Below are 16,286 nucleotides of genomic sequence, written 5' to 3'. Positions count from 1 at the left end.
ACACAAAACCCGCAGGTGAATGCGGGCTCTGTGGGCGGGTTGTTGCTCGGCTTACTGCGCGGTGTAAATCTGGTCGAACACGCCACCGTCGTTAAAGAATTTCGGTTGGGCAGTTTTCCAGCCGCCGAAGTCTTTGTCGATAGTCACCAGGTCCAGTTTCGGGAACTGCTGGGCGTATTTGGCGGCCACTTTTGCATCGCGTGGGCGGTAGAAGTTCTTCGCCGCAATCTCCTGGCCAGCCGGGCTGTACAGGTGTTTCAGGTATTCAGTGGCGATTTCGGTATTGCCCTTTTTCTCGGCGTTCTTGTCGACCACGGCCACCGGCGGCTCCGCCAGGATCGACAGGGACGGCACGACGATATCGAACTTGTCAGCGCCACCATCTTCTTTCAGGGCCAGGAACGCTTCGTTTTCCCAGGCCAGCAACACGTCACCCTGACCGTTGTTGACGAAAGTGATGGTCGAACCGCGAGCGCCGGTGTCCAGCACAGGTACGTGCTTGAACAGTTCTTTCACGTATTCCTGGGCCTTGGCTTCGCTGCCGCCGGTTTTCAGGCCGTAGGCCCAGGCGGCGAGGAAGTTCCAGCGGGCGCCGCCGGAGGTTTTCGGGTTCGGGGTGATCACGGACACGTCTTTCTTGATCAGGTCGCCCCAATCCTTGATGCCTTTAGGGTTGCCCTTGCGCACCAGGAACACGATGGTCGAGGTGTACGGGGTGCTGGCGTCCGGCAGGCGGGTCTGCCAGTTTTCCGGCAGGGTCTTGCCCAGCTTGGCGATTTCGTCGATGTCACCGGCCAGGGCCAGGGTGACCACGTCGGCGCGCAGGCCGTCGATCACCGCGCGGCCCTGCTTGCCCGAACCCCCGTGGGATTGCTGGATCTTGACGTTGTCACCGGGATGGGACTGTTTCCAGAAGTTGGTGAACTCAGCGTTGTAGTCCTGGTACAGCTCACGGGTCGGGTCGTACGAGACGTTGAGCAACTCGTAGTCCTTGGCAACGGCGGAACCTGCAAACACGGCGCTGGCCAGGGCGGCCAGGGCATAACGGCGAATCGACGACATAGAAGCTCCTGAAAATTCTGGGGTGTTGGCTTTTTCTTATTAAGTGCGGGTCTATCGCCGTCAGTGCTTAGCTCGGTTTGTTACCCGGGTTCTGCAAACGGAATTTTTCTTTGCGTTCGATCTGTACCACTTGAGCGTTGTGCACAGTGATTTCCACCGCGCCAAACCGCAGATCGCGCAGGGCGCTCTGGATCTCACGCAAAATGGCTGCTTCGTCCTGGCCGTCGACGCTACGTAGAGATGCGCTCATGGTCTCGCTCCTGATATGAATAGTGCCTCGCAGTGGCGGCACTGCTTGCGGCGTGAGAGCGATAGTAGATAAGCGCGGATATTCTTAAAAATACTATTTAAGAATGTTTATATAACCAGAAAGAATTTTCTGGTGGGGCGTGGGGTTGCAACAGCTTTCAGCTTGAAAATACTTCTTTAAGGGTGCCACTGAACCCTGTGGGAGCCGGGCTTGCCCGCGATGACGGTGTGCCAACCAACATCATTGTCGACTGACAATCCGCCATCGCGGGCAAGCCCGGCTCCCACATTGTCCGCGTTATGCCTGTCCGATTACGGGGGCCCGCGACCAATCAATTTCCTGCGCCGGCATCGGCCGGCCAAACCAATACCCCTGCCCCATATCGCAATCCTGCGCCAACAAAAACCGCGCCTGTTCGACCTGCTCGATCCCCTCGGCATGCACCTGCATGCCCATGCTTTTAGCCAGGGCGATCACCACGCGCACGATGGCCGCGTCATCTTCGTCCCAGGGCAGCCCGGCAACAAAGCCCTGGTCGATCTTGAGCTTCTGCACCGGCAGGCGCTTAAGGCGCAGCAGCGACGAATAACCCGTACCAAAATCATCGATCGCCAGGCGCAGCCCCAACTCCCGGAGACGGTGCATCTGCTCCAGCGCGACCTCCGGGTCTTCCATCACCGCGCTCTCGGTGACCTCCAACTCCAGGAAGGCCGGATCCAGACCCGTGTCATGCAGCACCTGGGCAACCTGTTCATACAGCTCACGCCGCGCAAACAGGCGGCTGGACACATTGATGGCGATAAAACTCAGCGGGGCGCCATCAGCCAGCCATTGGCACATCTGCCGACACGCCTGGTCCATCACCCACGCATCGATCTCGGCAATCAACCCGGTGCGCTCGGCGATCGGGATAAATTCCCCCGGCGGCACCAGGCCGCGCTCCGGGTGCTGCCAGCGCACCAGCGCTTCGACGCCGATCAGACGGCTGCTGTGCAGGTCGTGCACGGGTTGGTAATAGACGCAGAGCTCCTGCTGTTCGAGGGCGCGGCGCAGCTCGCTGGCGACTTCCACGCGATTCTGCGCGTGGGCAGTCAGCTCCTCGGTGTACAAGGCGTAGCCTTCGCGCCCGGCGCTCTTGGCCTTGAACAACGCAGAATCGGCGTTACGCAGCAACTGCTCGGCGCTCAGCGCATCGTTGGGGAACAGGCTGATCCCGATACTGGCGCTGATAAACAGTTGATGGCCGTCGAAGATAAAGGGCTGTTTCATCGCGTCCAGCATGCGCTGCGCCAGGCCCGCCGCCTGGGCCACCTGTGGACAACTTTCCGCCAGCACCGCGAACTCATCTCCCCCAAGGCGCGCCAGCGTAACGCCAGGGCCAAACAGCGCCTTGAGGCGTTCGCCCACCAGCTTGAGCAACTGGTCCCCGACGTTATGGCCCAGGCTGTCGTTGATGATCTTGAAGTGGTCCAGGTCCAACAACAGCAGGGCGCAACCGCGTTTGTGGATCTGTGCCGAGGCCAGCGCCTGCTCGGCGCGGTCGGTGAAGAGCAAGCGGTTGGGCAGGTCGGTCAGCGGATCGTGGTGCGCGAGGTGGGCCAGTTCGTGCTCGGAGTCCTTGATGGCGCTGATGTCGGAAAACACCGCGACGTAATGGCTGACCTGCCCTTGGTCATCGTGAATGACCCGAATGGTCTGCCACTGTGGATAAATCTCACCGCTTTTGCGGCGGTTCCAGATTTCACCGCTCCATTCGCCGGTGCGCTCCAGGCTTTGGAACATCTGTTGATAGAAATTCGACGAATGGCGACCGGATTTAAAGAGGCTGGGCTGATGCCCCATGACGTCTTCGCGGCTGTAGCCGGTGATTTCCATGAAAGCCCGGTTGACGTGCACGATCAGCCCCTGTGCATCCGTCACCAACACGCCTTCGCGGGTGCAATCGAACACGGCGGCGGCCTGGCGCAGGCGTTCGCGGTTTTCTTTCAAGGGCTGTTGCAGCTGATGGGCCCGGGCAAACCGAGCGCAGATCAGGTAAATCGCCAGGGCGCTGAGCGCCACCCATACATAGCCGCGCACCTGCAGCCAGTGGTTCAGCTCACTCGGGTTATCGATAAACTCGATCAATACGCGCTGAGTGACGCCGATCCACAGAACGGAAACCAGCAGGTATACCAGCCCCGCACGCAGGGCACCTCGGTATGAAAACAGCATATGGTCAGTAATCCTTACCAAAAAAACAGAATCGCCCTACAAAGGCTGCGGATTATAGAATAAGAAACATCCAGTCACTCCTATCTGAAAGGGCGGCTGGTTTTCTCTGTAGGCTTAGTGATAATGCGTGAGCTGTTCTTTTCTTTATCTGAGGGCCATACAGCCTATGTGGTACAACGGTTTTCTTGACCTGTCAGCCTGGCAACTGGTGGCGGTCACTCTGTTGATGACCCACGTGACCATCGTTGCGGTCACAGTCTATCTGCATCGCTATTCAGCCCATCGCTCCCTGGAGCTCAATGCCGGTCTGAAACACTTTTTCCGCTTCTGGCTGTGGTTGACCACGGCGCAGAACACCCGCGAGTGGACCGCCATCCACCGCAAGCACCACGCCAAGTGCGAAACCATCGACGACCCGCACAGCCCGGTCATCAAGGGCCTGTCCACCGTAATGCGCAAAGGCGCCGAGCTGTACCGCGCCGAGGCCGAAAACCCCGAGACCCTGCGCATCTACGGCAAGAACTGCCCGGAAGACTGGATCGAACGTAAAATTTACACGCCCTACCCGCTGCTGGGCGTGGCGATCATGGGCGTGATCGACCTGCTGCTATTCGGCACCATCGGCATCACCATCTGGGCGATCCAGATGATGTGGATTCCATTCTGGGCCGCGGGTGTGATCAACGGCCTGGGCCATGCCGTGGGTTATCGCAATTTTGAATGCCGTGACGCGGCGACCAACCTGGTGCCGTGGGGCATCATCGTCGGTGGCGAAGAGCTGCATAACAACCATCACACTTACCCCAACTCCGCCAAGCTGTCGGTGAAGAAGTGGGAATTCGACATGGGCTGGGCCTGGATCAAAGTCTTTAGCTTCCTGCGCCTGGCCAAGGTGCAACGCGTCGCGCCCATCGCCCACCGCGTGGAAGGCAAGGGTCACCTGGACATGGACACCGCCATGGCGATCCTCAACAACCGCTTCCAGATCATGGCCCAGTACCGCAAATTGGTCATCGGCCCACTGGTCAAGCAGGAGCTGGAAAAGGTCGATCACTCCGTTCGCCACCAATTCCACCGTGCCAAGCGCCTGCTTTCGCGGGAAACCAGTTTGCTGGATGACCGCCACCACGTGCGTATCCAGAGCATGCTGGAACACAGCCAGGCGCTGAAAGTGATCTACGAAAAGCGCCTGGCGCTGCAGCAGATCTGGCTCAAGACCAGTTCCAATGGCCACGATATGCTCGCGGCGATCAAGGAATGGGTGCATGAGGCCGAGGCCAGCGGCATCCAGTCCCTGCGGGATTTTGCTCACCAATTGAAGACTTATTCGCTGCGTCCTGCGGCGGTCTGATGGTGCGGTGGGAGGGCTTGCTCTCCCACCTATCAGCTTTTTGGCGTCATTTACCGGGCACCGGCAATCGGTCCTGTTGACGGAACTTCACTGCAATTCCCCTCTCTCAATGAACACTTCGCCATCATGGTGGCCCCTTGTAGTGACCGCTGCTCCAGCCTGCGGCGCGCCCAGAGAGAGTTGTGCCGATGGTTCACGAAAATCCCTACTTGCCCGATCCGCCCACCGCTGAACATCCGCGTCCGGCTGCCGCCGCGACCCTGTTGGCGCTGGTGCATGCCCAGGGTGAAGTCGAGCGGTTGAGCGAGCGTGAGCAGCTGTTGAGTTCGATGCTGGTAAGCGTGAACGCCGTCCTGTGGGCCATCGATTGGGAAACTCGCCGTGTGCTGTATGTGAGCCCGGCCTATGAACGCGTTTTCGGCCGTTCCGCGGGCCTGCTGCTGGCCGACCATCGTGAATGGCGCAACAGCATTCACCCCGAAGACCTCGACTACGCCGAGCACAGCCTGGCCCGCGTGCTGGAACAAGGCGCCGTGGAGGACCGCGAGTACCGCATCATCACCGCCGACGGGCAGATCCGCTGGTTGAGCGACAAGTGCTACATCAACCAGCAGGTCGAGCCCGGCGAACCGTTGATCGTAGTGGGCATGGCCGAAGACATCACCGAGAAGAAACAACTGGAGCTGGAGTTGCACCGTCTGGCTACCACCGATGTGTTGACCCAGAGTAGTAACCGCCGGCACTTCTTCGAATGCGCCAACCAGGCCTTCGATACGGCCTGTGCACAAGGTGCGCCGCTGGCCTTCCTGCTGCTGGACATCGACGACTTCAAGGACGTCAACGACAGCTATGGCCACCTGGAAGGCGATCAGGTGTTGCGCCGTATCGCCGAGAGCGGTCGCGGGGTATTACGTCGTGGCGACCTGTTCGGGCGCATTGGCGGCGAAGAGTTTGCTGCCGTATTGCCCGGCTGCGCGCCGGAGATGGCCTTGCAAGTGGCGGAGCGGCTGGGCAGGGAGATACAGGAGCTGAGTTTCAGCTATGAAGGCCAGGCGTTCAGCGTGACCATCAGTCAGGGCCTGGCCAGCCTCACGGAGCAAGACTCGACCCTGGACAGCCTTTTTGCCCGCGCCGATGCGGCGATGTACGAGGCTAAGCGACTGGGCAAAAATCGCGTCGTTGCGGGCTGACGCTACGCCTTGCGGATCCGCGTCAGCTCCGCCAAGCCGACCTTGAGCAATCGCGCAGTCTTGCCCCTGGCCAGCTCTTCCAAGCCCTCATGTTCCGTCAAGCGCGCCATCTGCGCCGCCAGGTTCACCACCAATGCATCCCTGGCATACACACCGCCCTCCAACGAATAAATCGCCGCGATCAATTGGCGCAGTTCCAGCGGCAAACGCCAACGCGCGCGCAGTGCCGAACCGTAGGCGGCACCAAAGGTGTAGAGCGATTCACCAATCGCTTCATCATCCAATGCACCACCGCCCTGGCGCCAGTCTTCCAGGCAGCGCAACAACGCCAGGTCACCGAGCCGATGGAGGATACCGGCGCTGTAACAGCGTTCGTGGTCCAGCTCCAACATGCGTGCCAACCGTCGAGCGTAGTCAGCGGTGTCCTGGGACAATTGCCAGTGGCGCTCGGCATAGGCCAACAGGGCCGGGTCACCCAGCACCACGTTGTGCTTGAGCGCCAGGCCGAGGATCAAGTTCATGCTTTGCCCCGGCACCAGCTTTTGCAAGGCAGCAGGCAGGGTTTGCACGGGGTTGCCGTGATGGCCGGCGCTGTTGGCGGCGGCGATCAGCACGGCGGTGATTTGCGGGTCCATGCGTACCTGGTCTTCCAGGCGCTTGAGGTCCAGGCCTTCGGGCCCGAGGCTGTGTTGCACGGCGGCTTTCACATCGACGCGCAAGGGTGCGCCATCGGACGCTTCGCGGCGGCGCTCAAGGAACACCGGCAAGGTTATGCCCGGTGACAGCGGCTCAATCTCGCAGTACACCGTTTCGCCTTCATTGAGCAGCAGGTCTTGCAGGCGCTGGGTCAGGCCTTCCATGTTCAGGGGTTTGGTCAGGTACGCCGTGGGCGCCAGGGGCAAGGCTTCGCGCACACTGGCGCTGTCGTTGCGACTGCTCAGCAGAATGAACGGCAGCGCAGGCGAGCGGCGCTTCTGGCGCACATTACGCAGCAGGCTCAAGCCGTCAATGCCCGGCAGCTCCCAATCGGCCAGGATCAGGTCGTAGGCTTTCTCTCGCAACAACGTCGCCGCCTGTTGACCATCGGCACACACATCCAGCCGCGCGTCGCAGCGCACATTCAACAACACTTGCTTGAGCAGGTCCCGCGACCAAGGGTCCGCCTCGGCAATCAACACGCGGGGTACAGCGGGTAAATCAACAGCAGTCATCCAGCACGCTCCATCGGCAATGCTTGCACCTTAGACAATGGAGCGGCCTACGTACAATGAACACGGCCTGAATGTGCGGCAATGGGCATAAAAAAACCCGCCGAAGCGGGTTTTTCCTGTCGATCAGGTCAGCCTCCGCTTACAGCTCGGAGAAGCACTCTTCGATGATCGCCAGGCCTTTGTCCAACTGCTCGTCCGGCGAGGTCAGCGGGACCAGCACGCGCAACACGTTGCCATAGGTGCCGCAGCTCAGCAGGATCAGGCCCTTGTCACGCGCCTTGGCCACCACGGCGGCAACGGCAGCGGCGTTTGGTTTGTGGCTGTCGCCACCTTCGAATAGCTCGACCGCGATCATCGCGCCCAAAGCACGCACTTCGCCAATCACCGGGTACTTGGCCTGGATAGCCTTGAGGCCAGTGACCAGACGCTCGCCGACAGCCTTGCAGCGGTCCAGCAGGTGCTCTTCTTCGAACACTTCCATCACGGCCAGGGCCGCAGCGCAAGCGATCGGGCTACCGGCGTAGGTGCCGCCCAGGCCGCCTGGCGCGATAGCGTCCATGTACTCAGCCTTGCCGCACACGCCGGCCAGCGGGAAGCCACCGGCGATGGACTTGGCGAAGGTGGTCAGGTCGGCGGCAACGCCCATCTGCTCCATCGCGAAGAAAGTGCCCGTACGACCGGCACCGGTTTGCACTTCGTCAGCGATCAGCAGGATGCCGTGCTTGTCGCACAGTTCACGCAGGCGCTTCATGAAGGATTTAGGCGCGACGTAGAAACCGCCTTCGCCCTGCACCGGCTCGATGATGATGGCAGCGATATCACGCGGCTCGGCATCGTTCTTGAAGATGCGTTCGATGCTGGCGATGGAGTCGTCGTCGCTCACGCCGTGCAGTTCGTTCGGGAACAGCGCGCGGAACACGCCGCCTGGCATCAGGCCCATGCCGGCCGAGTAAGGCACGACTTTACCGGTCAGGCCCAGGGTCATCATGGTGCGGCCGTGGTAGGCGCCAGTGAAGGCGATCACGCCAGCACGGCCAGTGGCGGCACGGGCGATTTTCACGGCGTTTTCGACGGCTTCGGAACCGGTGGTGACCAGCAGGGTTTTCTTGGCGAAATCACCTGGGACCTTGGCGTTGATTTTTTCGCACAGTTCCACGTAAGGCTCGTAGGCCAGTACCTGGAAGCAGGTGTGCGTCAGCTTGTTCAGTTGCTCGGTCACGGCCGCGATGATTTTCGGGTGCACGTGGCCGGTGTTCAGCACGGCGATACCGCCGGCGAAGTCGATGAACTCGCGACCTTCAACGTCGGTCACGGTGGCGTTCTTCGCGGATTCGGCGAAGATCGGGTGAATCTGGCCAACACCGCGGGGTACAGCGGCTTCGCGGCGTTTCATCAGGGATGCGTTGGTCTTGCTCATAAAGTCCTCATTCGCCACTCATCGGGTGGCGTGGTCCAAGGAATACGTGGCGGGGAGGCAACTGCGGCAGCATGCGATGATCGACTGCCACAGCGTTCCCGGCCACTACGAATAACGGGGTGAAACACGCAAAGGGTCAGCGCTCTCGTGCCCTCTGCGTTTACTGCAATGCCTTGCCGGACGGATTAGATGCCCAGGCAGAGGTATTTGATTTCCAGGTAATCCTCGATCCCGTACTTGGAGCCTTCACGGCCCAGGCCCGAGGCCTTGATGCCGCCGAACGGCGCCACTTCGTTGGAGATCAACCCGGTGTTCACGCCGACCATGCCATATTCCAGGGCTTCGGCCACACGGAACACACGGCCCAGGTCGCGGGCATAGAAGTAGGAGGCCAGGCCGAACTCGGTGTCGTTGGACATCGCGATCACTTCGGCTTCGTCCTTGAAACGGAACAGCGGCGCCAGCGGGCCAAAGGTTTCTTCCTTGGCGACAGCAGCGTCTTTCGGCACGTTGGTCAGGATGGTCGGCTCGAAGAAATTGCCTTCCATCACCTTGCCACCGGCCAGCAGCGTGGCGCCTTTTTTCAGGGCGTCGGCAATGTGTTCCTGCACCTTGGCCACGGCTTTTTCGTCGATCAGCGGGCCGGTGGTGGTGCCTTCCTCCAGACCGTTGCCGATCTTGAGCTTGGCCACTGCAACCTTGAGTTTTTCAGCAAAGGCGTCGTACACCGAGTCCTGGATATACAGACGGTTGGCGCAGACGCAGGTCTGGCCGTTGTTGCGGTACTTGGAAATGATCGCGCCTTCGACGGCCTTATCCAGGTCCGCGTCGTCAAACACGATGAACGGCGCGTTGCCGCCCAGCTCCAGGGAGACTTTCTTGATGTCCTTGGCGCATTCGGCCATCAGCTGACGACCGATTTCGGTCGAGCCGGTGAAGGACAATTTACGCACGATCGGGTTGCTGGTCAGCTCGCCGCCGATGTCGCCGGCGCTGCCGGTGACCACACTCAGCACGCCTTTCGGGATACCGGCACGGTGCGCCAGCTCAACCAGGGCCAGGGCCGAGAACGGAGTTTGCGAAGCCGGCTTGATCACCATGGTGCAACCGGCGGCCAGGGCCGGGCCGGCTTTACGGGTGATCATCGCAGCCGGGAAGTTCCACGGGGTGATCGCAGCGGTCACGCCGATCGGCTGCTTGATCACGATCAGGCGCTTGTCGGGCTGGTGGCCAGGAATCACGTCACCGTAGATACGCTTGGCTTCTTCGGCGAACCACTCGATAAAGGACGCGGCGTAGACGATTTCGCCCTTGGCTTCGGCCAGTGGCTTGCCTTGTTCGAGGGTCATCAGGCGACCAAGGTCGTCCTGGTTTTCGATCAGCAGTTCGAACCAGCGGCGCAGCTTGTTGGCGCGCTCCTTGGCGGTCAGTGCACGCCAGGCCGGCAGCGCCTTGTCGGCGGCTTCGATGGCGCGGCGGGTTTCAGCGGCGCCCATCTTTGGCACGGTGCCGAGAATCTCGCCCGTGGCAGGGTTGTTGACCTTGATCGTTTGACCGTTGTCCGCATCAACCCAAACACCATCAATAAAGGCTTGCTGGCGGAACAACTGGGCATCTTTAAGCTGCATGTCGGCTTTCCTTAACAGCACCGCGCGCACGCGGAGCGAATTAGAGTTGTTGAAAGGCGCCTTGTGGGCTGCCGTCAGGGAAATCAGCCCCAGCGCGCAAAAGGAGTGAAAGCGCACGCGGGAGACAGAGCGTTTGAAATCTCAAACGAATCCTAGGATCAATGGGGGTGCAGGGCAATAGTCTGTTCGAAAAAAAGAACAAAAACGACGCATCTATCGGATTTATCTGATCAGCGTAGATGGGTCGGGTTCCTGCGCACTGATCGGTGGTGCCCGGCTTAGGGCCTCTGTACGGCAAATTCCTACACGTGAACGCCCAAAGACCAGCATGGACGCCCAAGGTCGACATGGGTATGATGTCGCCCGCACAAGCATCCGTAGCTCAGCTGGATAGAGTACTGCCCTCCGAAGGCAGGGGTCGTGGGTTCGAATCCCGCCGGGTGCACCAGATATGCTGAAAAAGCCCCAGGTCGAAAGGCCTGGGGCTTTTTTGTGGGCGACGACTCAGTGTTTCTGCAACGCCTCCAAGCGCGCTGGCAAGTCCACTTCAGGAAAGCGCTGATGCAAGGCCAACAGCTTCTCATCTGCCGCTCTGGTCTCCCCAACGTCACGCAGGTTGATGATTTCCTGCAGCCCCTCCTCCAACGAAGGCAACGCCACCGGCGCACGCTTGCTGAGCTTGGCGCTCGACTCATCCGCCATCGAGCCCATGACTTGCGCACGTTCGGCATTGGGCGCGATGGCCAGTCGGGCCACCGGTGCCGGCGCGGACATTGGCGGCGCGGCGGCAGGCGCGGCTTGCTCATGCAGCGCTGAGAAGGTCGCCGTGGAGATTTCGGGTTGCGGCACGGGCGAGCGCATCACCACGCCGATCATCAGGGCCAAGCCTGCAACCGTGGCGAATGCCATTTGCCAGCGTGGACGTTGGCAGGCTTGCAGCCAGCGTTGCCACAGGTTCGGTTGCGGTGCCGAGACTTCGCGGCGGGCGGTGTTGAGGATGAAGGCGTCGAGGGACGCGGGCGGCTCGCCGGTGCTGTGTTGACGCATGTGCTGGAGCAGCATGTCGTCGGGGTCCGGGGTGTGTCGGGAGTCGGTCATGCGGGTATCTCCTCAGCCAGCAGGCGGCGCAGTTTCTGCTGGGCGTAACGCAGGCGGCTTTTGACGGTTTCCAGCGGGGCGCCAGTGAGGGCGGCGATTTGCGGCACTTCGAGGTCGCCGTGCAGGCGCAGCAGGAAGACTTCGCGCTGGTCTTCGGGCAGGTCTTGCAGCGCAGCGTCGAGCCGCGCCTGGTCGCGACTCAGACTCAGCTGCTGCTCGGGGCCGGCGCTGTCGTCGGCCTGGGCGTGCAGTTGCTCGTCGTAGCTGTCGTGCAGCGGGCTGTGGATGCCGTGCTTGCGCCAGTAATCGATCAAGCGGTTGCGGGCGATCTGGAACAACCATGTACGAAAACTCGCCCGGCCTTGTGGCTGGGTTGCGCTGCGGATCAGGCTGAGCCAGGTTTCCTGATAGATTTCCTCGGCCAGTTCGGTCTTGTTACTCAAGGACACGAGGAATCGGTACAGGCCCTGGCGGTGCCGGGCGTACAGGGCTTCGAACGCGGCGCTGTCGCCGGTTCGGTAGCGGGCCAGTAGTGATTCGTCGCTGGGTAGGACGTCTGGAGCGGGCATATCGACGGCTAACTCCCTTTATTCACGGTTTGGCCACAGGTTTAAGGCTCTGGGCCAATTCCACCAGTTGCACAAACTCATTACGCAGCCCGAAGGGGTCGTCGCCTCGGGCCGAGCGGGCCAGTGCGGCGGTGTCCTGCAGGCTCATGCTGCCAGTGTAGCGGCCATCGCCCTTGAGTTGTTGGGCGAAGGCGGCCACTGCTGCCGCGAAACGCAGGTCATCGCTGGCCCTGCTCGACACAGTGCTGATGGGCCGCTCGATCAACCGGCTGTCGCCACCCGCCGCCGGCTTGTAGCGCACACGCAGCATCGCCAGCTCAGTGGATTTATCCTCGGCGACCGGCGCAGCAGCGTAGCGCAAGGGCTCCAGCCAACCCTTCTGGCCCTTGGGCACAATTTCGTACAGCGCAGTGACCGTATGCCCGGCTCCGATTTCACCCGCGTCGACCTTGTCGTTGTTGAAGTCCTCACGCTTCAACGCGCGGTTTTCATAACCCAGCAGGCGATATTCGCTGACGCGCGCCGGGTTGAATTCCACCTGTAATTTCACGTCACGGGCCACGATCGCCAGGGTCGAACTGAGTTGGTCCACCAGTACTTTGCGCGCTTCGCGCAGGTTGTCGATATAGGCGTAGTTACCGTCGCCCGCATCGGCCAGCTGTTCCATCAGATGTTCGTTGTAGTTATCCACACCAAAGCCGAGGGTGGTCAGGGAAACGCCGCTTTTACGCTGCTCAACCGCCATTTGCTTGAGGCTGTCGAAGTCGCTGATGCCCACGTTGAAGTCACCGTCGGTGGCCAGCAGGATGCGGTTGATGCCTTTGTCGATAAACCCTTCGCGGGCCATCTGGTAGGCCAGCTCAATACCCGACGCACCCGCCGTTGAACCGCCGGCAGTGAGTTGGTCGATGGCGTTGCGGATCGTCACCTTGTCCCGACCCGAAGTAGGCTTGAGCACTACACGGGATTCCCCGGCGTAGACCACCAAAGAAACACGGTCTTGATCGCGCAATTGATCAACCAGCAATTTCAGGGTGCTTTTGACCAGCGGCAAACCTTCGCGGCGGTCCATGGAGCCGGACACGTCCACCAGGAACACCAGGTTGGCCGGCGCCAGTTGCGCCACGGCGCGGTCGGAGGCCTTGATGCCGATGCGCAGCAACTGGGTGTGAGGGTTCCACGGTGTGGCGGCCACTTCGGTGGTTACGCCAAAGGGCGAGCCGTCGGTGGGCAGCACGTAGTGGTAGGGGAAGTAGTTGACCATTTCCTCCAGTCGTACAGCGCCTTCGGGCGGCAGGCTGCCTTGGTTGAGGAAGCGTCTTACGTTGGCGTAGCTGCCGGTGTCGACATCCACGCTGAAGGTTGAAACCGGCGTTTCAGCCACGCGATGCACCGGGTTGTCCGGTAGGTTTTCGTACTGTTCGCGGGGTTCGCTGCGGTAGTCCATTGCCACGGACTCCTGAATCACCCTTCGTGCGCTCAAAGGTGCAGACATCGGCATGCGTTTAACCAGCGCGCCTTGCACTGGACCGCTTTGCAGCTCGGAGACTGGCGCCGCTTCGTCAGGCTTGGCCACATCATGGGAAGAGGACAGCCCACAACCGGCCAGCGTCACCAGCAAGGTAACGGCAAAGCCCTGGGCAGCAGGACGCAGGAAGAGCAGAGGACGGGACATGGGCTGAACCTCGTGAATGAATGATCCGTTCACAAGGTCAGACGCAAGGCGCTGGCTGTTCGGGTTAAACCGTTCGGCGGAACAGAAACACCTGCCCCGCCGAACCGTTCAATCAGTCAGTGCCGTATTTGGGGTTACGCGGACCGTACAGGATCCCCGCGCGCTGGCCCGGCGACAGCAGGCGCGCACTGGTGATGCCGGCAATCGGATGCGCCGCGTCGGTAGAACTGTTGATCACTTGCTTGACCGCCGCCGTGATCAGCATGCCGACGATGCCGCCGCCGTTGTTGTTGCCTTCCTCGCTGGACGCATGCGCCGAGCCGGTCCACAGGGTGGTGCCGGTGCGCAGGTCGACCAGTTTGGCCGAGGCCGTCACGGAGGTGTCGCTGGAGATCAGCATGTACTTGGTGCCGTAATTGGTCACGGTGATGTACAGCGCCGAATCCGCACCAAAGATGTCATGCAGCTTCGCCGGTGGCACCGCCTGGATATCGTTGGCGGTGGTCAGCCCGTTCTGGCGGAAGGTTTCGTCCACCAGGGCAATCGGCAACACGTAGTAGCCGGCTTCGGCCAACGGGTAGGTCACTTGCGAGACCATGCTGTAGGACGCCTGCACTTCCGGCGATTCATTGATCGGCGGCAGGACCAGGATCGACTTCGGTCGTGCCTGTTTATAGGCTGTGTAATCAATGGTCTTGGGGGCTGCGCAACCGCCGAGCAAGGCCAGGGCCAGCAAGGCGCCAGTGAGTTTCAACAGGCTCATTTAGTGGCGACTCCGGTCTTGGCGTTTTTCAGCAAAAAGTCCATGTACGAGGCAGACTCAGGGAACAGTGCCTTCTCGGTGCGGAATTCCTGCACCATCTGGTCATCCTTGCCCATGCTCAGGTACAGCATGCCAAGGTGGGCGTGGTAACCCGGCGGGGCCTTGCGGCCACTGGCGTTGATCTTCTGCAGATCCCGCTCCAGCGCCTCGACCTGCGCCTCCTTGGGCTCGCCCTTGAAGTACTCGTAAACCTGCGGCTGGTAGCTTTCCCATTGGTACAGCGGCTGGGGCGCCGTCTGGCACCCGGCGACCGTCGCCACTGCTGTCAGCATCAGCGCCAACTTGACTGCCTTGCTCATCCTTGTACTGCTCCTTGAGGTGCTGCTGATCAGTTGCGTGGGTTCCAGGCGCCGGCGTTGATGCCGTCGACAAGGCGGTTGATGGCTTCACGCATGGCCAGGTCGAGGACCTTGCCATTGAGGGTGGAGTCGTAGCTGGCGGTGCCGCCGAAGCCGATCACTTCACGGTTGGACAGCGCGTACTCGCCGGCGCCCTGGGTGGAATACACCACTTCGGAGGTGCTGATGTTGACGATGTTCAACGCAACTTTGGCGTAGGCCACTTGGGTCTTGCCACGGCCAAGGATGCCGAACAGCTGGCGGTCGCCGGTTTCTTTGCGGCCGAACTCGGTCACGTCGCCCGTCACTACGTAGTCAGCGCCTTTAAGCTTCTGCACGGTGCCTTTGATCGCGGCTTCCTGGGAGATCTCGCCCATGTTGTCGCGGTCCAGCACGCTGAAGCGGTTGGTCTGCTGCAGGTGGGTGATCAGGATGGTCTTGGCCTGGCCGCCGAGGCGGTCAACGCCGTCGGAGAAGATGCCGCGCATGTAGCTGGAGCGGTTGTCGAACTTGCCCACGGCAATCGGTACACGCACGCCGGAATAGGCGACGTTGGCGCTGGCGACTTGTTCCACCGGCATGGCGCGGTTGCTCTCCGTGGCGCAACCGGCCACGGTCAGCAGCGCTGCGGCGGTGAAGCCGGACAGCAGGATTTTGGACAGTGTTTTCACAGGGTGCTCCTAAGTGGGAAAACGGTTGCGGCAGCTAACGCTAGCGGGACGGAATGCCACGCAGGTCGTCAACAATAAATCGGCTCAACAAACCGGTGTAAAAGGTCTCGACGCTGGAGTTGCCGGAGTTGGTCAGCACCCCGGCCATCGTTTTCATGTTCTGCCAATCGCCCTTGTACCCGCCAGGCATCAGCCCTTGGCGAGCCTGAGAGAAATGCAGCACCTCGGCGCCGGCTTTCTTGATCTTGACCTGATAGTTGAAATCGACACTGGCGAGGATGGTCTTGTCATCGACGATGGCCGTCATGAAACCGCCTTGGGTGTCTTGTATGCGCCGGGTATAGATGACGTTCACATCCAGCAGGTAATCGGCCTTGTCCTTGCTGCTGGCGTAGCGCTTGGACTTGAGCAGACGGTCGACCAGATCGACACCGAGTTGCTGGCGCACTTTGTCATCCGGCAGGAAGCGTTCGTTCTTGCCCACCACCTCGACGTCGAAGGTGTCGAGCCAGTAGGTCGCAGTCTTGGGAATGGTCACAGGTGCCGGGGAGATGTAGTAATCCGGCTTGGAAGCACAGCCCGCCATCAGGCAGGCCACGAGCAATACGGCAAACACACGCATGTATGAATTCGTCCCTGAAAAGTATCGAGCCTTAAACAATCGCGGCATTTTACGGAGTTGAAAGGCGTTCTCAAGCTGTTTTGACGCCCTGGCAGCGCCGTTTTACTGGCGCTTGCGCGCAAGCCTCTGGCGAAATCTCCTAAGGCTTTGTCAGGAAAACAAAAACG

General features: G+C 60.8%; 15 protein-coding genes and 1 tRNA gene. 3 read left to right on the top strand and 13 right to left on the bottom strand.

From position 1 onward, the window contains the following. Positions 1–51: 51 nt before the first annotated feature. The 3 genes from OZ428_RS00900 to dibA form a co-directional block, all read right to left on the bottom strand. Positions 52–1,062 carry a sulfate ABC transporter substrate-binding protein gene (locus OZ428_RS00900; protein WP_028615255.1) on the bottom strand — a complete coding sequence of 337 codons (1,011 nt, stop codon included), beginning with the start codon at positions 1,060–1,062 and terminating at the stop codon, positions 52–54. Positions 1,063–1,129: 67 nt separating this feature from the next. Beyond that, positions 1,130–1,312 (bottom strand): sulfur starvation response protein OscA, encoded by a 183-nt coding sequence (gene oscA, locus OZ428_RS00895; protein WP_003170956.1) that lies wholly within the window; start codon positions 1,310–1,312, stop codon positions 1,130–1,132. 297 nt (positions 1,313–1,609) lie between these two features. Beyond that, the gene (gene dibA / locus OZ428_RS00890) at positions 1,610–3,526 is read right to left on the bottom strand and encodes a phosphodiesterase DibA (protein WP_133076572.1); all 1,917 of its coding nucleotides are present in this window, start codon (positions 3,524–3,526) and stop codon (positions 1,610–1,612) included. Positions 3,527–3,692: 166 nt separating this feature from the next. Here dibA and desA point away from each other — a divergent pair, with 166 nt between their 5' ends. Together desA and OZ428_RS00880 are read left to right on the top strand one after the other, a co-directional pair. After that, on the top strand, positions 3,693–4,877 hold the full coding sequence (gene desA, locus OZ428_RS00885) for a delta-9 fatty acid desaturase DesA (protein ID WP_133076573.1): 1,185 nt from the start codon (positions 3,693–3,695) through the stop codon (positions 4,875–4,877). Between the two features lie 188 nt (positions 4,878–5,065). Next, positions 5,066–6,067, top strand: a complete 1,002-nt coding sequence (locus OZ428_RS00880; RefSeq protein ID WP_269132467.1) for a sensor domain-containing diguanylate cyclase — start codon at positions 5,066–5,068, stop codon at positions 6,065–6,067. A 2-nt stretch (positions 6,068–6,069) separates the two neighbouring features. Here the strand turns inward: OZ428_RS00880 and OZ428_RS00875 are convergent, their stop codons facing one another. From OZ428_RS00875 to gabD, 3 genes are all read right to left on the bottom strand, one after another. Then, positions 6,070–7,278: an HDOD domain-containing protein gene (locus tag OZ428_RS00875; RefSeq protein ID WP_269132466.1), complete on the bottom strand. Its 1,209-nt coding sequence runs from the start codon at positions 7,276–7,278 to the stop codon at positions 6,070–6,072. A 139-nt stretch (positions 7,279–7,417) separates the two neighbouring features. Continuing rightward, positions 7,418–8,695 (bottom strand): 4-aminobutyrate--2-oxoglutarate transaminase, encoded by a 1,278-nt coding sequence (gene gabT, locus OZ428_RS00870; RefSeq protein ID WP_033898922.1) that lies wholly within the window; start codon positions 8,693–8,695, stop codon positions 7,418–7,420. 185 nt (positions 8,696–8,880) lie between these two features. Further along, positions 8,881–10,323 (bottom strand): NADP-dependent succinate-semialdehyde dehydrogenase, encoded by a 1,443-nt coding sequence (gabD, locus tag OZ428_RS00865; protein ID WP_133076576.1) that lies wholly within the window; start codon positions 10,321–10,323, stop codon positions 8,881–8,883. A 371-nt stretch (positions 10,324–10,694) separates the two neighbouring features. Between gabD and OZ428_RS00860 the strand changes: the two genes are divergently transcribed. Then, positions 10,695–10,771, top strand: a tRNA-Arg gene (locus OZ428_RS00860). A gap of 56 nt (positions 10,772–10,827) precedes the next feature. On the opposite strand, the gene OZ428_RS00855 is transcribed toward OZ428_RS00860, so the two are convergent. From OZ428_RS00855 to OZ428_RS00825, 7 genes are all read right to left on the bottom strand, one after another. Continuing rightward, a complete protein-coding gene (locus OZ428_RS00855; RefSeq protein WP_269132465.1) occupies positions 10,828–11,421 on the bottom strand; it encodes a hypothetical protein in 594 nt (197 codons plus the stop codon). Beyond that, complete coding sequence (locus OZ428_RS00850; protein WP_269132464.1) at positions 11,418–11,990, bottom strand: RNA polymerase sigma factor; 573 nt, start codon at positions 11,988–11,990, stop codon at positions 11,418–11,420. Before OZ428_RS00850 ends, OZ428_RS00855 begins: the two co-directional genes overlap by 4 nt. A gap of 22 nt (positions 11,991–12,012) precedes the next feature. Next, the gene (locus OZ428_RS00845) at positions 12,013–13,665 is read right to left on the bottom strand and encodes a vWA domain-containing protein (RefSeq protein WP_269132463.1); all 1,653 of its coding nucleotides are present in this window, start codon (positions 13,663–13,665) and stop codon (positions 12,013–12,015) included. 112 nt (positions 13,666–13,777) lie between these two features. Continuing rightward, the gene (locus OZ428_RS00840) at positions 13,778–14,428 is read right to left on the bottom strand and encodes a DUF799 domain-containing protein (protein WP_016976661.1); all 651 of its coding nucleotides are present in this window, start codon (positions 14,426–14,428) and stop codon (positions 13,778–13,780) included. Then, positions 14,425–14,787 (bottom strand): DUF4810 domain-containing protein, encoded by a 363-nt coding sequence (locus tag OZ428_RS00835; protein ID WP_025855472.1) that lies wholly within the window; start codon positions 14,785–14,787, stop codon positions 14,425–14,427. Before OZ428_RS00835 ends, OZ428_RS00840 begins: the two co-directional genes overlap by 4 nt. Positions 14,788–14,816: 29 nt before the next feature. Next, positions 14,817–15,497, bottom strand: coding sequence for a CsgG/HfaB family protein (locus OZ428_RS00830; protein WP_016976663.1), 681 nt, complete (start codon positions 15,495–15,497; stop codon positions 14,817–14,819). Positions 15,498–15,537: 40 nt separating this feature from the next. Then, entirely contained in the window at positions 15,538–16,119 is a 582-nt protein-coding gene (locus tag OZ428_RS00825; RefSeq protein WP_033900156.1) for a hypothetical protein, read from the bottom strand. Positions 16,120–16,286: the final 167 nt, after the last annotated feature.

The sequence above is a fragment of the Pseudomonas sp. GXZC genome, assembly GCF_026967615.1.
GTDB lineage: Bacteria > Pseudomonadota > Gammaproteobacteria > Pseudomonadales > Pseudomonadaceae > Aquipseudomonas > Aquipseudomonas azotoformans_A.
Note: the sequence above shows the minus strand (reverse complement) of the source record. Positions and strands in the feature narration are given on the sequence as shown.